This is a genomic window from Mycoplasma sp. 1890, from assembly GCF_053851615.1.
Genome location: NZ_JBSQAZ010000001.1, coordinates 137,704 through 152,496, shown reverse-complemented (window position 1 = coordinate 152,496; position 14,793 = coordinate 137,704). Strand labels below are relative to the sequence as shown.

General features: G+C 27.8%; 12 protein-coding genes. 5 read left to right on the top strand and 7 right to left on the bottom strand.

Annotation, left to right across the window (positions count from 1 at the left end; all coding sequences use genetic code 4):
- Positions 1–3: 3 nt before the first annotated feature.
- Positions 4–228 carry a hypothetical protein gene (locus ACWXVO_RS00565; protein WP_456001848.1) on the bottom strand — a complete coding sequence of 75 codons (225 nt, stop codon included), beginning with the start codon at positions 226–228 and terminating at the stop codon, positions 4–6.
- Positions 229–721: 493 nt separating this feature from the next.
- Here ACWXVO_RS00565 and gap point away from each other — a divergent pair, with 493 nt between their 5' ends.
- Positions 722–1,723 (top strand): type I glyceraldehyde-3-phosphate dehydrogenase, encoded by a 1,002-nt coding sequence (gene gap / locus ACWXVO_RS00560; protein WP_444704865.1) that lies wholly within the window; start codon positions 722–724, stop codon positions 1,721–1,723.
- A gap of 39 nt (positions 1,724–1,762) precedes the next feature.
- On the opposite strand, the gene lon is transcribed toward gap, so the two are convergent.
- The 5 genes from lon to ACWXVO_RS00535 all read right to left on the bottom strand — a co-directional run bounded on the left by lon (position 1,763) and on the right by ACWXVO_RS00535 (position 8,592).
- Positions 1,763–4,273, bottom strand: coding sequence for an endopeptidase La (gene lon, locus ACWXVO_RS00555; protein WP_456001845.1), 2,511 nt, complete (start codon positions 4,271–4,273; stop codon positions 1,763–1,765).
- Positions 4,274–4,337: 64 nt separating this feature from the next.
- Entirely contained in the window at positions 4,338–5,156 is an 819-nt protein-coding gene (locus ACWXVO_RS00550) for a nucleotide exchange factor GrpE (RefSeq protein ID WP_456001842.1), read from the bottom strand.
- Complete coding sequence (hrcA, locus tag ACWXVO_RS00545; RefSeq protein WP_438340469.1) at positions 5,156–6,148, bottom strand: heat-inducible transcriptional repressor HrcA; 993 nt, start codon at positions 6,146–6,148, stop codon at positions 5,156–5,158. Before hrcA ends, ACWXVO_RS00550 begins: the two co-directional genes overlap by 1 nt.
- Before the next feature lie 67 nt (positions 6,149–6,215).
- Positions 6,216–6,893 carry a glycerol-3-phosphate 1-O-acyltransferase PlsY gene (gene plsY / locus ACWXVO_RS00540; RefSeq protein WP_456001839.1) on the bottom strand — a complete coding sequence of 226 codons (678 nt, stop codon included), beginning with the start codon at positions 6,891–6,893 and terminating at the stop codon, positions 6,216–6,218.
- Between the two features lie 130 nt (positions 6,894–7,023).
- On the bottom strand, positions 7,024–8,592 hold the full coding sequence (locus ACWXVO_RS00535) for a M28 family metallopeptidase (RefSeq protein WP_456001836.1): 1,569 nt from the start codon (positions 8,590–8,592) through the stop codon (positions 7,024–7,026).
- Positions 8,593–8,985: 393 nt separating this feature from the next.
- On the opposite strand from ACWXVO_RS00535, the gene ACWXVO_RS00530 reads away from it, so the two are divergent.
- From ACWXVO_RS00530 to ACWXVO_RS00520, 3 genes are read left to right on the top strand one after another with little or no spacing between them, the layout of a single operon-like run.
- Positions 8,986–9,576, top strand: a complete 591-nt coding sequence (locus ACWXVO_RS00530; RefSeq protein ID WP_456001833.1) for a hypothetical protein — start codon at positions 8,986–8,988, stop codon at positions 9,574–9,576.
- A gap of 1 nt (position 9,577) precedes the next feature.
- Positions 9,578–11,395: an MAG3240 family lipoprotein gene (locus tag ACWXVO_RS00525; protein WP_456001830.1), complete on the top strand. Its 1,818-nt coding sequence runs from the start codon at positions 9,578–9,580 to the stop codon at positions 11,393–11,395.
- Positions 11,382–12,167 (top strand): hypothetical protein, encoded by a 786-nt coding sequence (locus ACWXVO_RS00520; RefSeq protein WP_456001827.1) that lies wholly within the window; start codon positions 11,382–11,384, stop codon positions 12,165–12,167. The genes ACWXVO_RS00525 and ACWXVO_RS00520 overlap by 14 nt, the downstream gene beginning before the upstream one ends.
- Before the next feature lie 94 nt (positions 12,168–12,261).
- Here ACWXVO_RS00520 and ACWXVO_RS00515 read toward each other — a convergent pair whose 3' ends face one another.
- On the bottom strand, positions 12,262–12,777 hold the full coding sequence (locus tag ACWXVO_RS00515) for a hypothetical protein (RefSeq protein WP_456001825.1): 516 nt from the start codon (positions 12,775–12,777) through the stop codon (positions 12,262–12,264).
- Positions 12,778–12,990: 213 nt separating this feature from the next.
- On the opposite strand from ACWXVO_RS00515, the gene ACWXVO_RS00510 reads away from it, so the two are divergent.
- Positions 12,991–14,730, top strand: coding sequence for an MIP family Ig-specific serine endopeptidase (locus ACWXVO_RS00510; protein WP_456001822.1), 1,740 nt, complete (start codon positions 12,991–12,993; stop codon positions 14,728–14,730).
- The last annotated feature ends 63 nt before the right edge of the window (positions 14,731–14,793 follow it).

Genomic DNA, 14,793 nt, shown 5'->3' with positions numbered 1-14,793 from the left:
TATTTAACCAAACAAGTTAAATAAACCTTTACTGCGTTGTGCTACGGTTCATAATAGCCCATCACTATCTGTATTCATGTAAACCAAGTAATCTGCTAAATATGCTATTGCTACACTTAACAAAGCAAGAAATAAAAGAATAAAAATTGTTCCAATGATTATTGATACCTTTATTTTTCGATTTATGGCTTTTTCGCTTGCTAAATGAACATGCTTTACATTGTCCATAATTTTGCCCTCCTCCATTATTTAAATTAAAAATTTAACTGTTATTGAATACAATAAAATTTTTGTAAATTCATTTAATAGTTTAAACTAAAAAACATATTTTTTAAATAAATACTTATTTAAGTTCGCATTTTTTTGCTTATTTTAAGCGCTTTTTTTAAAAAAATAATTAATTTTTGGGTTAAAAAATGTTTTTTTTTTTTTTTTTTTTTAGAGCTTAATTTAAGTTGAAAAATAATTATTTGTAATAATAAAATACTTAATAACAAAAAACAAAATATTTTTTTCTTTTAAAATATAGAATTTATAATTTTTAAGACAAAATTGCTAATTTTGTTAAATTTTAATGTTTAAGAATATAACACAATTTAAGGAATTATCTATATTATAAAAATCCCTAATATTTTGTTTTTTTAAGTTATTTTAGAATTATTTAGAATTATAATTATTAATATTAAATTAATTATTTTATTATTTATGGAGTATAAATAAAATGAAGGCAAAAATAGCAATTAACGGCTTTGGTAGAATAGGCCGTTTAATCTTTAGAAAAATATGAAATGATGCAGATGTTGAAATTGTTGGAATCAACGACCTAACTGATGCTAAAACATTAGCGCACTTATTAAAATACGATACAGCTCACGGCGTGTTTCCATTTAGTGTTTCAAACACTGAAAAATCAATAATTGTGGAGGGTAAAGAGTTTCCAATATTTAGTGAAAAAGATCCCGCTCAACTCCCTTGAAAACAATTGGCAGTCGATGTGGTTGTTGAAGGTACAGGTAGATTCTTAACAACTGAACTAGCCCAACTACATATTAATGCTGGAGCAAAAAAAGTTTTAATTACGGCCCCTTCAAAAAGTGCGGATGTAAAAACTATAGTTTATTCAGTTAATGAAAATATTTTAACAAAAGACGATGTTGTTGTTTCTGGGGCATCATGTACAACAAACTGTCTAGCGCCTGTTCTAAATGTTTTAGAAAATGAATTCGGTATTGAAAAAGGCTTCATGACCACTGTACACTCATTCACTGCGGACCAAAGATTACAAGATGCACCTCATTCAGATTTAAGAAGAGCGAGAGCTGCTTCCTCAAATATGATTCCAACCACAACAGGTGCGGCTAAATCGATAGGTAAGGTTATCCCAACGCTAAAGGGTAAAATGAATGGTATTGCTTTAAGAGTTCCAACTATTACAGGGTCAATTATCGATGTTACTGTTGAACTTAAAAAAGATACAACTGTTGAGGAAATTAATAAGGCAATGAAAAATGCAAGTTCAGAATCTTTTTTCTATACTGAAGATCCTATTGTTTCTAGTGATATTATTGGTTCAACCGCTGGTTCAATATTTGATGCTCAATTAACTCAAGCATTAGAAGTTGATGGCAAAAAATTATACAAAGTTTATGCATGATATGATAACGAATCGTCGTTTGTTAATCAATATATAAGAACATTAAAGCATCTAGTTAACATAAAATAAAACAATAAAAAACCTGCTTTAAAGCAGGTTTTTTTCTAATTATTTTGTCTTAAAGATATCATCAAATATTTCTTCATAATACTTCACAGGTACAAAAGTAACTTCTTTTTTAACTTCCTCTGGTACATCAACTAAATTTTTAATATTGTCATATGGAATAAATATTTTTTTAATTCCAAATTGACATGCAGCTAATGATTTTTCTTTCAGTCCACCAATTGGTAATACTTTACCTCTCAACGTTATCTCGCCAGTCATACCAATGTTTGCGGGAACCGGTTTTCTAGTTAGCGCACTAATTATAGAAGTAGTAAATGTAACACCGGCTGATGGTCCGTCTTTTGGAATAGCGCCCGCTGGTACGTGGATGTGAATTGCCTTATTATCAAAATCAAAATTAATCCCAAATTTTTCAGCATTTGCTCTCACATAGCCTAAGGCAATTTGTGCAGATTCCTTCATAACTTCCTTTAAATGACCGGTTAATTTTATCCCGTCTTTGCCCGGAAATGTAGTAACCTCAATGGCTAGTGTAGAACCACCAAAGCTTGTGTATGCAAGGCCATTAACAACACCGATTTGATCTCTATTTTCGTTTTCATCATCTTCGAATCTAATTGGTCCTAAGAAATCAACAACAACATCTTTAGAAACTCTAAATTCATCCTTAATTTCATTATCTAATATTTTCACAACTATTTTACGAGCTATATTATCTAATAAACGTTTAAGCTCACGGACACCACTTTCTCTTGTATATGAAAGAATTATAAATTTTATAATCTCATCATCAATTTGGATTTGTGATTCCTTAAGCGAATTCTGTTCTAAAACTTTGGGCATTAAGTGTGCTTTAGCTATTTCTAATTTTTCGGCAGTGGTATATGTTGACAATTCTAGTAATTCAACACGATCAACTAATGCAGGTGGGATCGAATCAAAATAGTTGGCAGTAGCTATGAATAAAACCTTTGATAAATCATATTCAAGGTCAAGATAATGATCTTGAAAATTAGCATTTTGTTCAGGGTCAAGAACCTCCAACATAGCGCTAGTTGGGTCGCCTCTAAAATCAGAAGACATTTTGTCTATTTCATCAAGAAGAATAACTGGGTTAGAAACACCTGCCTTTTTAATAGCGGAGATAATTTTCCCAGGCATTGCCCCAACATAGGTTTTTCTATGCCCTCTAATTTCACTTTCATCTTTTACACCACCAAGCGATACCTTAATAAATTTTCTTTTTAAAGCTTCTGCAATGGATTTTGCTAATGTGGTTTTTCCTGTTCCTGGAGGACCAATCAAGGTTAAAATAGGGATATTATTAACTGGATTATTCAAGGTATCACCAGTTTTATGAACGAATAATTTTGTATCAATAAAATGGTCAGAATCATTTTTAATAGGCAAATAATCACCAGTTTCTTTTTGATTTTGTTTGTGGGTAAGAACTGAAATAAATTCTAAAATTCTCTTTTTTGGTTTTTCAAGTCCAAAATGGTGTTTATTTAAAACTTCTCTAACATGATTTATATCAATTAATTCTTTGCTTACTTTTCTTCATGGTAATGCCAAAATTAAATCAATGTATGTTTTAGAGATATTTGCCTCTGGACTCGAAGCCATCATGGCAGCCAAGCGAGCTTGTTCAGTCTTTAATGCTTCGATTACATATTTAGGAAACTTGCGGCTAGTTTCTGGGTCTTTTTCCATATTTTCGGCATTATTTTGTGATTCATCATTAAGCATTTGTCTTAACTGCTTCATCTTTTCACGAAGAAGAAAATCTCTTTGTGAGCTTTCCATTTCTTCATTTAATTTCTTAGTTATTTCTATGTCAATATTTGTTGACTCTTTTTTTCAAGCTAATCTATCGGCGATATTTTTAATAAGATCGTAAATATCTAAAGACAAAAAACCTAATAGTTCATCTCGAGTAAAGGCTTCTCTAATAATTGCGAAATTTTTTCATATCAATTCATCGATTTTTTCTTCCTTGTTATATTTAACCAGTGAATTCATTTGCATTGCAAAATCTTTGACCTTTTCAAAGTTAAATACCTGTTTAGAAATTGACGAAAAATTTTTATCTGTTTGCGGTTCAAGTTTTAAAACAAAATTATTTAAGTATTCAATAGAATTTTTTATTTTTTCAATATCGACCTTTTGCCCTTTTTCGTTTTTGTATTCAAATGAAGCATATATTAGCGGTGCTTCCGGGTTGGCATCAGACGAATGAATTTCATTGATTTTAACAATTTTATCTGCATCAAGGCTTATTTTATAAACACCTTTATTTTCCGATGATTCTTTGATAAGAGCTACAATGCCATAATCTTCTAGCATTGACGAAGAGGTAATTACTTCGGCATTTATATATTGCTCCTTAATAAAAGTTATTAATATCTTATTATTAGATTCCTTACTATCCAATGCACTTTGTAAGGCAAGAACCGAATTTTTCTTTCCCACTCTTATTTCATCCATTGATTGTGGCAGTATTATCTGCTTCTTAACTGGTATAAAAGGTAATTGCATTTTTTTCCTCATTTCATTTTATTAAATTCTATTTACGTTATTATTTTTATTTGCTAATTTAGGAAAAAATAGCGAATTATTTTGAAACAATAACTAATGCCGGTTTAATAGTTCTATCATTTAGTTTATAACCAATATTTTTTACTTCTAAAATTGTATCTTTTTCTAAATCTGATGCAACCAATTCATAAACCTGATGAATATTAGAATCAAACTTATCACCAACATTTGGAATAATTTTATTCAATCCAAAATCAAACAGAATATTTTCAACCTGATTATATAACATATGAAATCCGACGATAAAATTTTTCAATGTATCATTATCAATTTTTTTAGCAGCAAGAATTGCTTTTTCAAAATTATTTATAGGTTGAATTATATTTTCCATAAAAGATTGAAGTGCATATTTCTTTGCTTCAGCAATTTGTTTTTCTTGATGATCATTATTTTTTTGTTTATGATCACTAATTAAGTCTTGGGCCTTCTTTTGAATTGCAATAACCTCATCCTTAAATTTATTAGCTTCGATTATTGATTTAACTCTTAACTCCTCTTTTTCGTTGTTAATTTTTTCGATAGTTTCTTCCAAAGATTTAATTCTATCTTTTTTTTCTGAAAGTTCATTTGTAAGAATGGCATTTTTTTCAATTACTTTTTTTGTTCAATCATCTAGACCAACGACTGAAACCAATTTAAGAACATAACTTTTTTTCTTAATCCTATAACTAAGTAAATCATCAGCTTCACTCTTACCTTTGTTTAATATTTCATTAATAATAGGATCAACATCATCATAATCTCAAACGTATGAAAGGTGTGTTATTTTTTCTTTGTGATTTTCTTTCTCACATAGCTCAAAATTTACTTTTTCGTATTTTTTAAAATCTCACATTATTTATCTCCTTTTTGCACTATTTTTGCCAATATGTCTAACGTTTCTAATGATTCATCAATATCAATATTTTTAGGCCCCATAATTGAGATTTCCTTAATATTTTTATCGTTCTCAAAGTCAATTTTTTTACTAATAATATTTAAATTTTCTCTTGAAAAATCAAGCTTAATTTTATTGTCTTCATCCAAATTATTTTCAATCATTGATCATACTGAATGTTTTTCGATGAGATCTAATAAGTCAACCAATTCCTCACGAGATATATCTTTTGATAAAATCATTGCGTTTTTGTTATAGGTTTTATTTTGAATCTTTTCTTCAAAAACGAAAATAGTTTTTACAAACTTTTCTAATATTTTTTCATAATTGCCTATTCTTTCTTTAAATAAAGGTAACAAAGCCTTAGCTCTTTCGGCCAATTCAATTAAAGGCGTATCAATTAGTCTTTCTTTAAATAGTCTCACGGCAATTCTCAAATCATTTAAAGCAATATCATCGCTAAAATCAAAAATTTTATTTTGCACATTACCACTACTGGTAACAATAACAATAACTGCTGAAGACGTATCAAGAGGTGTCAATTGAATACTTTTTAATTTTTCATCTTTATTATTGGAAGTTGCAACAACAGTAAAATGTGCCATTTTACTAATCAAATTAGCAGCTTCATCTAATGTAGAATCTACACTCAATCTTTTCTTTACAAGAATGTCACTCAAACTTTTATTAAAAAACTTTTTTGGATTATATGCAATATATTTCGTATAGTATTCAAGGCCTTTAGTTGAAGGTATTCTTCCACCGGATACATGCGGTTTTTCTAGAAAACCAATCTTTTCAAGATCAGACATAATATTTCTAATAGTTGCAGATGAAGAAGTCAAGTGTTTTGATTCAACTAATTTTTTAGATCCAACAGGTTCTCCTGTCTCAAAAAATTTTTCAACAATCATCTTAAAAATTTCTATGTGGCGTGCCTTTAATTCCATAAAACAAAAAACACCTCCTTAAAATTTAATAATATATATTTTAGCACTATTTTAGCACTTTATAAAGTTAATTGCTAATTTTACTACTAAATAAGTTAAGTTTCTTTTCTTCTTTATTTGATAATCTAATGTAATTTGGAATGTGTTTCAACAAAATTAATATAGAAGCAAAAACTAAAATGTAACTATGTGATCATAATGGAATATTATGGTTTATAAACGAAAGAATTCAAGATGTATAAAAATAAGGAATAAATGAATAAAAAGCAAAAATAATTGATATAAGCACGGATGAAATCGAAATATATCTTATGATTAAAACTAAGGTTATATAAACCAATACAAGCAATAAAAATGTTGGAAAATCAAATGCCAAAATCATTCCAAAAAATGAAGCAACACCTTTGCCACCTTTAAAATTAAAGTAACAAGGAAAAATATGTCCAATTAATGCTCCCAAACCTGCAAATAAAGGAATTATAAAATTACTATTTACTCCTTTTTTGATAGCAAAAACAATGATTGTGGGAATAAAGGACTTAAAAATATCAAAGCAAAAAACAAGTAATGCAAATTTAAAACCAAAGACTCTTAAAGCATTCGTCGCACCTGCATTTTTTGAACCAAAATTTCTAATATCACGTTTTTTTCTTTTTGAAATAATTATGCTAATATTAATCGAGCCAATTAAGTAGCCTAGTATTAAAATTATTAAATTAACTCACACGTATTTTCAATTGAACATAAATAAAATAATACATTATTTTAGTAAATCATTATTCAAAATTAAGACAAGTATACATCAAAAAAATTAAACAAAAAACATTACCTGCTTAATAATTAGGTAATGTTTTTTGAAAACAAATATTTTTAGCTTATAGCTTAATGTAACTAAAGTTATCGCCATCAATTTTATGTAATGATGTTACTGTTGCCTTTAAAGTTTGAAATACAGTATCTAGTTGTTTATAAAATTTTGGACCAATGTTATCATTAACCCATTTTAGAGTATCTAAATCACTGTGTCAAATATCTCCAAGGATCGCAAAATCTTTTTTCGTTAATCCATCAGGTCAATCATGAACAATTTGGCCATTTTCTAATTTTCTTTCTTTTAATTTTTCTATTGTTTTACCGTCTTTTAATACTCAAGCCTTAGGATTAATAGTTTGAGCATATCCATCATATTTACCTGATTTTGCCTTAATTGCAAAGTTTGTTGATTCAACATAAGCCACTGGTAATTTAGCGATTTGATAGAATGGAGCATGGTCTGATCAGTCTCCAGTTTCACCTTCTTTATATTCAGTTTTAACAAATTGCGGATGAATTTTTAATTCTTGATCAGCATCCTTTATTTTGTTAGCTCTTTCTTTTGAAAGCATGTTGATGTGGTTACGTAGTAATGGAGATAAATTTCATTCATCCTTTTTAACCTTGCCATCGTCATTCAAATCATCAACAGTATTAGGAGAGTGAATATACATATAATCACCGCCTGCAACTGTATCCATATTAATCATTCCTAAAGAATTATCACGTAATTCATTTTTTTCGCCAGTTAAGAATTGTTTTACGAATGCTTCTGAACCTAGTTTTCCAAGCTCTTCACCATCAACAAAAATTAAATGTAATCTAACACTTAGATTATCTCTATTTTTAGGATCTGAGAAATACTTTAATAAATTTAAATTAACAGTAACACCGGTAGCATTATCAGTTGCACCTCATGAAACACCTTTTGGTCCTACATTATTCATTGAGTCGTAGTGAGAAACAATGTAAAAATCTTTAATGTTTCTTTTACCATTATCAGTTAATTTGGCACTTGGGTTAATTGTTACCACAATATTATTACCCACATTATTGTATCCTCCACCACTAAATGCAAATAAAAAACCTTGTGTAAAGAAGCCATCATTCTTTAAATTTTGCTTCATTGAATCAACTATTGCTTTATCTTTGGTTTCATCATATTGCACAGTTCTTTTATGTTTATATTCAGGATATGTGATTCCATTTGGAGTGTAATTAGTATAACCCATATCTGCGATTTCTTTAACTAAATATTTATATGCATAATAGCTACCATAATTATTAACTTTTTGATCTACTTTTTCGCCAAATTTGTATAGTAAATTCTTTTCAACTATTTCTGTTGTTAATCTTTTATCTTTTTCTAACTTTATTCCATCATTTAAAGTTTTTTTAGGGGATTGTTTGTTTGGATTTGGTATTGTCGCTAATGACGCTTTTAAAAAGTTATTATCATCTCCTGCTTTTCTGCCATGAACAGTAGACAAGAAATTTGTAAATGTATTTCTTAGCCCTACTTCATCAGTGGATTTTGGATTATTTGGATTTGAACATGAGATTGCCATTATTGGTAGTGCAATGCCAGTTAGCCCCCCCATGGCAATTAGTGCCTTAATTGAACGTTTCATAAACTATTTCCTTTCTTAAATTGTTTTATATTTGTACAAAATAACATTCAGCAATTTGTAAAATATAAATATATTTTAAACTATATTATTTTTTTATACACAAAAATCGACCAGATTAAGCAAAAAAATATTTATAATAAATATATTAATAATAACAATTTTTCAATTAAAATTAAGATATCTTTTAAAAAAGCATGATACAAATTTCTTAATTAAATTAAGCAATATTCATTTGCCAATATATGATTTACATAATAAAAATATTAACAGTTTGACAAATATAATCTAGTTGCACTTTAATAAATAATGCATATTTTCCAAAATTTCAGTGTTTTATTTTTTTATATATCTTTTCTAAAAAGTTTATAATTATGTTAAAAGAGGTATTAGATTATGAAAACATTCAAAAAGAAGAAGACTATATTGAAACTTTTTTTATCTGCAACGCCCGTTATTACAGGAGCTGTTTTGCTAACTAGCTGTAGTCAAACTACAAATAAACAAGAAAAAGATAGCGGCGTTCAACAAAGCAATAGCATTGATGCTTCTATTAATCGCGATGGTTCTTTAATTGGGGAAGAATTGCGAGCTAAAGTAAATGATACAATTGCTAACGCTAACTTCACTATGACTGACAAGGCTAGGGATGAGTATAGCAGCCTTACTGACGATATTGCAAGAGATGAATATATTAATGGTTTATGAGAAAAAATTATAAAATGATTCTCTAAAAATCAAGATTCAGATGATAAAGATAGATTCTTTTTTACACCTGAAGACTTACGCAATGCAGATTTTAATGAATACATAAAAGTTTATATTCCTAATTTAGAATATTTTGCTGGAAACCATAATGTAAAATGCTACTTCGGTTATAATAGCGAAAAAAGAAATATTTTTTACTTCTTTAAAATTAAATGTTTGGATGGAAAGCAAACTGAAGGGCATGGTTTTGTAGATTTAACACTACCTATTGATAAATAATATGAAAACAAGTAAATTAATACTTGCTGGAATAATTGGAAGTTTAGCGCTTCCAATTATTTCTATATCATGCGCAAGACAACAAAAAATTCTAATTGATGAATCAAAAATTAACACTAAATACTTATCAAAACTAAACGCTCAACAACTAGCATCACTGCACAATTTTGAACCCATTTTTATTAATCAAAACCAATCTAGCAAAACTTATTTAAAATATTTGGGTCAAGTTAAAAAGGTTACAAATAACAATGAATTAGAATTTAACCCCACTCTCAAATTTAAACCAGAATTCAAATTGCAAAAATCGTGAAAACAAATAAGAACCAAATATGATAATTACAAAATAGAACGGACAAATAACTCTGCTTTTAAAAATTTTGATGACTTATTTACTCAATATGACTTTAAGGAAATAAGAAAAGCAGGAGGATATTCTAACCTTTGATTTTATTATCTTGCTAACAAAAACAAAGATACAGATTATTATCGCGTTTATGATCCGTATTTTTTTGATTTTCAAACAGTAATATTTCGTCTTGTTAACGATATAAAAACAAATAGTGGATTAATGAATAAAAATTCCCTTCTAAACAAAGCAGGTGAAGCCTTTATTACGCGTAATATTTTTAACAATGAATTCATTCAAGCCAGTTCTTGATTAAGGCCTGAAAATGAAATTTTTAGAAATACATTTATTAATTTTCTTATTTTATATTTAAATAAATTTGATCTTAATATTAAAAAAATTAACATAGATTGAACAAAGGCAAGGGTTCAGGAAAATGATTTTTCAAACCAAAGTTTTATTAGTTTTCAAATTGAAGACATTATTGATTTTGATGATAAAAGCATTGTAAATAATGCAATTAAAAATAAAACATTTTATATTAATGGTTTTAGAAATTATGCCACTGAACAAAAATTTGGTGTTGGCAATAATGGCCTTAGCGAAACACTGCCTTTATTTAATGATTATGTAAAAAATCCATTTTTAATCATAAAACAAAATGAAAACATAAACCTAGGAAAGGATATAAATTCATTTATCAAAGGCTATAATAGCATTGATTATTGAAACTCAAGAGGTTTGGTATATTTATTTTCTAATTTTAAAGATTACCTAGAATTCGATATTCCAGACATATATAAAAATATTGATGAAAAATATAAAGTAATAGATATTCAATTTACAAATTACTATGAAACTAGCCAATTAATCAAAATGATTATTAGAGTTTTTAAAAAAGATAAAACAACAAAAGACTACGTACTATTAAGTTCAAACTTTGACGACCATGGACACTTTTTAAAGGCTATATCAACTAAGCTGGCAGCTGTTGATAAATTAGAAAGTAGTGACTATGCAATATATAGAAAAGAAAAAAAACCAACCTTCAACGGCATAAAACTAGATGATTTTGTTAATAACCCCTTATTTAATTCGCTAATAAATTATGCCTTAATAAATTGAAAAAAACACATTGTTAATCCGAATAGCAATACACAGGATCAATTAAAACTCTTAACTGCTTATTTGAACAATTACCTTCTTGCATATGCTCTCGAAATTCAAAATTCAAATCTTAATACCGGAATCAAAAAGATAGAATTAGCCAAAAATGAAACCGTCGGAGATGAAACTACTTTAAAATTTTATTTTTACAAATTTAACTCAGAAAAAGATTTTCTTTACAAATACAAGGGCGAGAAACCTTTTTATTATATAGATATAAAAGTAAAAAATTTATTTGAGTTTAGTAACGAAACACCAGTTTTTACAATTGTTTCTAAAGGACACTATAATGAAAAAATATAATATTTTAGCTTCCCTATTAATTCCTTCAATCGGGTTACTAACTATCTCATACAACGCAACAAGCGGCATCGAAATAAAATCGTCAAAAAATGCACAAGGTTTTAAGGCAAATGAAGATCTCAATCCCTTAGAAATGCAATTTGATAAAAAAATAACAAAAACCGCTTTAGAAATAAAAAAAACAATGCGGACTTTTAATTATGCTTACTATACCTTTTTTGAAAACTATGATATAGTCAAGGATAAACTAAAAGAATTAATTGAAGAGCAAAGCATAAGTCAAAATAAAGATGGGCTAACAAAATATTACAATTCTTTTTGACATAACAAAAATCCTAAATTACTCAATGATTTTTCAAGACTGCTTGATGATTTTTACAATCTATTTAATTCAGCTATTAAATCTCTATCAAATCTTAATTTTTATTTGGAACAATTCAAATTTGATAATGATAACTTAAAAAAACTGACAAAAGACCAATATACTAGCAAACTAGATAATGATTTTAAACAATATATCTATAACAAGGATTTTGCTGATAACATTTACGCAGCTAAAAAAATACCAATTAAAAATTTAATGATTGCCTTAAAAGAAAAACTAGCGCAAATATCAAACATGATAAAAAAACAAGAACTTAAAAACTTCCTAAATGAATATCACAAGGCAAAAATTTTCATTTATGACAATATCAACCATGTAAATCTTGACGTTAATATTGATTTAATAATTTCTAATCTTGAAGAAAACAACCAACAAGAATTCTTTTAACTTTTACTATAGGTCTAAAAAAATTATTAAATATAGCTTGTAGCCCAATCGACTGCAAGCTATTAAAATAAATAAAAAACTTAAGAGAAAAAACTTAATCAATTTCCATTGGGATTTTTGCATTAACTTCCTCATTAACACGTAAATCAAAACAAATTACATCATAAAATAAATCGATCTGTCTCGTAATAGTATCAACCTTAAATCTAATATCAATCCGATGAGATTTGCTAACTTTTGTTATATCGGGTTTATGAAGAAAAAAATACTTTTTAAATTCAACATCATTAGCAATCTTATCACCATCATCATGTTTCTTATTATTGTATTTTTTGTTAAGATTTTCTATTACTTGAATAAATCTCGCCATTGCATTATCTTGCTCGGCATTATATTCTTTTTGTGCTTCATCAGATAACTTAAAAACAAATTCATTTCTTATGCTTGATAGTTGCGAAGCATTAAGTAACATAGGTTTTTGTCGCTGACTATCATCTATTTTATTAGAATTAGCACATGATATCAAAACAGGACTAATTGCTATGCATAACCCGATCGATAAAAAACTTAATTTTTTATTAAATAAAGATTTTCTTATTATTGATTTCATAACACATATTTTAATACAACAAAAAATTATGTTTTATTTTTTTAAAAAAGAGCATACTTATGTTTTTATTTAAATAATTTTTAAATACTAAAATATTTTTATTAATTATTGTACAAAAAACAAGATTGACCAAATTAAGGAAACCTAAATTATTTTATTAGAAAAAATAATATAAAATTATTGTAAAAAATAATAAGTAAAAATAGGAGCAATATGAAAAAGAAATTATTATTACTTAGTTGAATTCCTACATTAGCACTGTTAACCACTTCATGTATCGAAACTAAACAACCAAACCATGAACCGAAGTCTGAAGATGATAATAAAAAAGAAAATAATGATAATACAAATACTGATTCTATAAATTCAAACAAAAAATCAGAAAACCAAGACCCAATTCCGTTACCGTTGCCAACACCTAAGCAACCCGAAATTTCTAAAGAGCAATCTTCGCCGGAAAATCCATTAAATCCGCATAGTAAAAAAGACAATAGCGCCCCGCAAATACCTCAATTCCCTATAATACCGCCAAACTTCCCAGGATTGCAAAAACCAAAACCAGCAATTAATAAACCGGAGTTGGAGATAAAACAAACTGAAGCATATAGAAAAATATTAGACAGATCTTTTGCTATTTCATTTAATACCATTACACAAAGTCTTGATGATGGAAAAAGAGATAAAGATGAAATTCCTTTCTTATCAACTGGAACTGGTTGAATACTTGATTATGCTTGAAAAAATGGAGTTGAAAATTCTGAAGAACTAATGTTATATATGGCAACAAATGCTCATGTATATCAATATGCATACAATGCATTAGACAATAAATTAAAAGAAACGTTCCCGGAATATTTTACTGGCGAAGAGCAAAAAGATGCTAGAGTTGTTTCATTTGGTATTGGCATACCTCTGGGTGATGCTAATTTAGAACCTATCGAGTCAGGAAAACACGAAGGCAATGAAAATATTGTTAGCTATTTTATAAATTCAAATGATCAAAAATATAAAAAAGATGTAAGAGATGTAAAACTTGTTGGAGATCAAATTTTTTCAAATCCAAAAACTGTTTTTGTCGCAACGGACTTCTTTGATAAGAAAACAAATGAAGAAATATTAAAGAAGCATCCAAACTATCAACCTAATATCAATAAAACCCAAAGAATTGGAAAAGACTTTGCTGTATTTGCTATAAAAATTAAATTCAACAAACTTAAAAAACAAGCCGAAACAAATCAAGATTTAAAGAAATTACTAGAACATATTAATAAAGGCATCAACAGCATTAATAATGATGTAACATTATTTTCATCAAAGCAATATCCTAACCATGATAAATCAAAAGTTCCCTATATTACATATGACTACTACTCAGCCTATCTTCACAAGGAACAATATAAAAACTTTGATAGCGAAAATGAAATTTTAAGTCCAAATGCAAAAAGAATATATATAGCAGGCTTCCCTTCTGATAATGATAGTGGAAATAATCAATACTTCTGAAAAAACTATCCTAAGAACATAAAAATCGAAGATTACACTTTCACAAATAAAAGCTTCTTAAGTAGTGCGCCAGTTGAAAATCTATTATCTGAAAAAACCATATCATATGGCATCGGTGTACAGGCACAAGTTCTAAATAGCAGTTTATATTATGGGGCAAGTGGTTCTCTTGCTGTAAATGAATTTGGAATGCCTGTTGGAATATATTCATCTCTTTCAGCACTAACCCCCAACATTAAAGATACAACAAAATGAGGCGCCTTTACTTTCTTAGTTCAAAATTCAAATGATTTATTCTATGGACCAAAACATAATTTAATAGATGGAAGTAATAAAGAGTTATATCCAAACCAAGAAAAATCTTTCAGACAAAATCTTAAAATTTTATCTGAACAAGATGATTTCTTTAAAGGTTTTAATAAAACGGTTTTATTTGAAAACGGTGTATAGTTTCTTATAAAGACTAAAAAACCAATCATAGCTTTTATGTTTGGTTTTTATTTTAAAAGTTTT